This window comes from uncultured Faecalicoccus sp. (assembly GCF_944325745.1).
In the GTDB taxonomy this organism is placed as follows: Bacteria; Bacillota_I; Bacilli_A; order Erysipelotrichales; family Erysipelotrichaceae; genus Faecalicoccus.
Genome location: NZ_CALVBG010000085.1, coordinates 1 through 4084, shown reverse-complemented (window position 1 = coordinate 4084; position 4084 = coordinate 1). Strand labels below are relative to the sequence as shown.

General features: G+C 42.2%; 4 protein-coding genes. 3 read left to right on the top strand and 1 reads right to left on the bottom strand.

Going from position 1 to position 4084, the window contains the following annotated elements; translation table 11 throughout:
• Window positions 1-584: AAA family ATPase (locus tag Q0J48_RS06725; RefSeq protein ID WP_296242723.1), on the bottom strand; the 584-nt coding region annotated here is incomplete at its 3' end.
• Window positions 585-902: 318 nt separating this feature from the next.
• Between Q0J48_RS06725 and Q0J48_RS06720 the strand changes: the two genes are divergently transcribed.
• Genes Q0J48_RS06720 through Q0J48_RS06710 form a run of 3 tightly spaced genes read left to right on the top strand, consistent with a single transcriptional unit; the run spans window position 903 to window position 3968 of the window.
• A complete protein-coding gene (locus Q0J48_RS06720; protein WP_296242722.1) occupies window positions 903-2351 on the top strand; it encodes an NAD(P)/FAD-dependent oxidoreductase in 1449 nt (482 codons plus the stop codon).
• A complete protein-coding gene (locus Q0J48_RS06715; protein WP_296242721.1) occupies window positions 2348-3616 on the top strand; it encodes an FAD-dependent oxidoreductase in 1269 nt (422 codons plus the stop codon). The genes Q0J48_RS06720 and Q0J48_RS06715 overlap by 4 nt, the downstream gene beginning before the upstream one ends.
• Window positions 3606-3968 carry a DUF1667 domain-containing protein gene (locus Q0J48_RS06710; protein WP_296242720.1) on the top strand — a complete coding sequence of 121 codons (363 nt, stop codon included), beginning with the start codon at window positions 3606-3608 and terminating at the stop codon, window positions 3966-3968. Before Q0J48_RS06715 ends, Q0J48_RS06710 begins: the two co-directional genes overlap by 11 nt.
• Window positions 3969-4084: the final 116 nt, after the last annotated feature.

Sequence of the window (4084 nt, the reverse complement as noted above, 5' to 3'; positions counted from 1 at the left end):
ATGATCAGATCAACGGTTTTTTGAACACCGAGTTTTGAGACATTGATACATAGATCATAGTTAGTAGGATCGGCCCACTTTTGATCCGTGTTGAAATTATAGTATGCACTTCGTGATTTCTCCATCTCTTTGATTTTCTTCCGAGCTTCTTTCTCTGAAAGCTGGTCTCTTTCCATGATGTGCTGGATACGATCTTTTAAGTCGGCGCAAATAAAGATTCGCAGTAACTTTTTCTTTTCTTTCAAGATATAATCCGCGCACCTTCCTACAATGATGCAGTTTTCTTGTTTTGCCAAATTATGGATGGTTTCGATTTGAGCCTGGTGTGCCAGTGCTTCTGTCGAAATGTATCGATCGTTCCACCAGAGTCCCGAAGGAGAGGTCAGTAAAGAATAAAAGAAAGGGCTGGTTTGTCTTTCGTCAGTATTTTCTAAAAATTCAGTGGTCAACCCACTTTTCTGGGCGACTTTGACTAAGAGTTCTTTATCATAATACTGATAATTCAAAGTTTTTGCCAATCGCTTGGCGATTTCACGGCCGCGGCTTCCAAACTGACGGCCAATGGTGATCGTAGTATATTCCATCGTTCTCGATCTCCTTTCTTTGTTTCCTAATTCTATTTTAACTTGCGATCCATGGTTTTTCAAAAAAGAATGAAGTTGAATTCTATACGAAAAAATTCGGGATACAACTTTTAAAACTTGGAGTAATTCAATACAAACTATAGGAAAATCCTTTTTAACTTTAATTGAACGCTTTTTTCCTATTTAGAAAGGGGTGTTTAGAAAACTGTCCGAAAATAAGAGAAAGTGTATCAGAGCTTTTTGGTATAGAAGAAGTTGAAACTAGATTGACAATCCAATGATACGAGATAAGATTGAGATTAAAGAGGAGAAGAATCTATGCTCAATCATGATATCGTAATTATTGGAGCTGGCGTGAGTGGCAGTGCAATCGCCCGTGAACTTTCACGATACGATTTAGATATTGTAGTTTTGGAAAAACAAGAGGATATCTGTTCAGGGACTTCGAAGGCAAACAGCGGAATTATTCACGCTGGATACGATGCGCCGGAAGGCTCTTTGATGGCATCGTTGAATGTGGAAGGCAACGCTATGATGGATTCCTGGAGTGAAGAACTGGATATTCCCTTCCAAAGGATTGGTTCTGTGGTCGTTTGTTTGGAAGAAGAAGGAATGCCGTTTTTAGAAAAGTTATATCAAAGGGGAATAAAAAATGGTGTGCCGCATCTGGAAATCATTGATCGTCAACGATTAAAACAGTTGGAGCCCCATATTGCGCAAGATGCAGTGGGGGCTCTTTATGCACCAAGTGCAGGAATTGTCTGTCCTTTTGAATTGAATCTGGCCATGGCTGAAAATGCGGTGCAGAACGGTGTGCGTTTTATTTTTGATGCCGAGGTGCTTTCTATAGATAAGATCGATCAAGGTTTTTGTGTTTTGACCTCAAAAGGAAAAGTGCTCACCAAACATGTGATCAATGCTGCAGGAGTGCATGCGGATACAATACATAATATGGTCAGCATGCAGAAAATGGAAATCATTCCGCGAAAAGGGGAATATGTATTATTGGATAAAAAAGCGGGAAAACATGTTCGCCATACGATTTTTCAATTACCGACCAAAATGGGGAAAGGAGTCTTGGTCACTCCTACGATTCACGGTAATCTGTTAGTGGGGCCGACGAGTGAGGATGTGCAGGATAAAGAGGCGCTTAACACAACGGAAAAAGGGTTGCGGGACGTTATTGAAAAAGCTCAAAAAACAGTGCAAGATCTGCCGATGCACATGATCATTACTTCGTTTGCCGGGCTGCGAGCCCATCATCCTGCACATGAATTTATTATAGAAGAAGTCAAAGATGTACCTGGCTTTATCGATGTAGCTGGAATCGAATCACCAGGTCTTTCCAGTTGTCCGGCAATTGGAAAAAAAGTGGCCAAATGGTTTCAAGAGAAATATGATCTTGTTCAAAAGTCTGATTTCCAGCCGCGGCGGAAAGGACTTAACCATCTTTATGCGATGAACTCCCATCAAAAAAATGCGTTGATTCAAAAAGATCCTCGCTATGGGAAAATAGTTTGTCGTTGTGAAATGATCAGTGAAGGAGAAATCGTTGAAGCGATTCATCGACCAATCCCGGCACGTTCTTTGGATGGGGTCAAGCGACGGGTGCGTGCCGGCATGGGACGCTGCCAAGGAGGCTTCTGTTTGCCTAAAGTCGTTGAGATCTTGGCAAGAGAACAGGATGGAAAAACAGCCAAGGAGATTACAAAGTCTGGAAAAAACTCCTATTTTATCGCAGGAAATAATAAGGAGGATCTGTTATGAGAAAGGTTAGACTTGTGATCATTGGCGGCGGACCAGCGGGATTAGCAGCGGCCTTAGGGGCAAAGCATGCCGGAGAAGACGATATTCTGATTTTGGAGCGAGACAAACAATTAGGCGGAATCTTGAATCAGTGTATCCATAATGGATTTGGACTTCATACCTTTCATGAAGAGTTGACCGGACCAGAATATGCCGCACGATTTATTTGTGAAATCAAAAATCAAAATATCCTTTATTCGTTAAATACTATGGTGACGAATATTTCAAAGGATAAGATCATCACTGCTGTGAATCCTTCTGAAGGCTTGTTTCAGATCCAGGCACAAGCAATTATTCTTGCCATGGGGTGCACAGAAAGACCTAGAGGAGCGCTTAACATACCGGGAACACGGCCTGCGGGCATCTATACGGCGGGAACAGCGCAAAAATTTGTGAATGTTTACGGCTTGATGCCGGGAAAAGAAGTAGTGATCCTGGGTTCAGGAGACATTGGCTTGATTATGGCAAGGCGCATGACTTTGGAAGGGGCAAAAGTTAAAATGGTTGTGGAAAAAATGCCTTATTCCAGCGGCCTGAAACGAAATATCGTGCAATGCTTAGAGGATTTTGAGATTCCATTGAAGCTCTCGCATACGGTTGTGGACATTGAAGGCAACCGCCGGCTTGAAGCCGTTTGGATCGCACAAGTAAAAGAGGGCAGAATCCTTCCGGAAACAAGAGAAAGAATTTCGTGCGATACACTTTTATTGTCATGTGGTTTGATTCCTGAAAATGAACTGTCGGCCATGATGGGTATCGAGTTGAGTGATCAAACAAAGGGTCCAAAGGTCAATGAGAGTCTGGAGACGAATATTCCTGGAGTTTTTGCCTGCGGCAATGTTTTGCATGTTCATGATTTGGTTGATTTTGTATCCCAAGAGGCTTCTATGGCAGGAAGAAAAGCTGTTGAGTATCTTCGAGAGCCAAAATCAGGTCAAAAACACGAAGTTCCTGTTGAAGCAGGAAATGGGGTCCGTTATACGGTGCCTAGCCGAATGTGCTTAGAAGCGATGGAATCCTCTTTACCGGTTCGCTTTCGTGTCGATCAAATCTATAAAGATGGCTTTTTCTGTGTTTATGGCAATGATCAAAGAATCATGCGGCGGCCGTTTCGAATTGCGACTCCAGGCGAAATGGTGCAGATTTTGTTGATCAAGAAACAATTAGAAGGAATAGATCTTCAAAGAATTCGAATCGAACTGGAGGCCAAGATCAATGAAAACTAAGGAACTTACATGCATCGGATGTCCGATGGGTTGTGTTTTGACAGTACAGATCAATCAAGGGAAAGTACAGTCTGTTCATGGGAACAGCTGCCCGAATGGAGATTGCTATGCCAGGCAAGAAGTATGTGCACCTGCTCGAATCCTCACAACTACGGTACCTCTTGCGGGAGATGATAACCACTTGATGTTATCCGTAAAAACAAGGAATCCTATTCCCAAAAATAAGATTTTTGCGTGTATCCAGGAATTAAAAAAGGTTCAGGTGAAGGCACCTGTTCATGTGGGAGATCTGGTATTGAAAAATGTTGCGAATACAGGCGTCGATGTTGTCTCAACTCAAAATATTGGATAGTCGACTGTAGGGCAATCGGAACTATGATACAATAAGCCCAAAGAGGTGGTTTTGTGATTCAAAAAGTACAGGTGGAAATTGCACCATTATATACACAACGAAAGCTTCATATTTAT